We start from the raw sequence: 724 nt of genomic DNA, 5'->3' as shown, positions 1-724 counted from the left end.
AAACATACAAGTGCTAATTGAACCCGAAAATTGGACTACACATCTCATCAAACGGCATCAATAATCTCCTGAAATGTAGGGACCCTTTTGCGATCCCAAAAGGACTCTTCTTCCGCCGAAATACTTGTATCGGACAGCATACTTCCCGACTACTTGATTGCGACCAATTTACAGTTTCCTCCGTATGAAACTCTGGTTTCCTCCGTATGAAACTCTGGTTTCTTCCGTATGAAACTCTGGTTTCACCCAAGTGGTACTGATAGATAGCTCATTCCTTCAGAACTACCTACTTGATCTTTCTCAAAAGGATGGCTCCTTTGGCTGGATTAAAAGAGCGAGCCAGCTCTCCGACGCGCATGGGTCGAGGAGCTGGCTCTGTGTATGAAAGCCCTCTGTAGTACTAGAACTCTACTGTAGGTGTCTTGGTGTATACACCCATTGCCGTAGGAAATGCTCCACCGACTAGGCTGTACTCAAAGTAGACCTTCAGCTGGTCATTGTAGTACTGATATAAGTCTGCTTCTATATCGTATATACTTACCTTTTCCATTCCTTGGTAGGTGAAGCCATTCTTCGTCATGAAGTCCTTAATGAGGGGATCCGTCCCTGGTATATTGGCTTTCATCCACTCTTGTGTGAAGAGGTAAGAAATCAGCTCGATGGTCGAGCCACTTTTTGACTCGTAGGAGTAGCTCCTAACTCGAGGTTTGCTGCGGTCAGCGGG

At 45.7% G+C, this 724-nt stretch carries 1 pseudogene; it reads right to left on the bottom strand.

What is annotated here, in order from left to right:
- Positions 1-400: 400 nt before the first annotated feature.
- Positions 401-724, bottom strand: a pseudogene (locus PORUE0001_RS06870) (hypothetical protein); the annotation flags it as partial.

The sequence above is a fragment of the Porphyromonas uenonis 60-3 genome (assembly GCF_000174775.1).
Lineage (GTDB): Bacteria > Bacteroidota > Bacteroidia > Bacteroidales > Porphyromonadaceae > Porphyromonas > Porphyromonas uenonis_A.
Note: the sequence above shows the minus strand (reverse complement) of the source record. Positions and strands in the feature narration are given on the sequence as shown.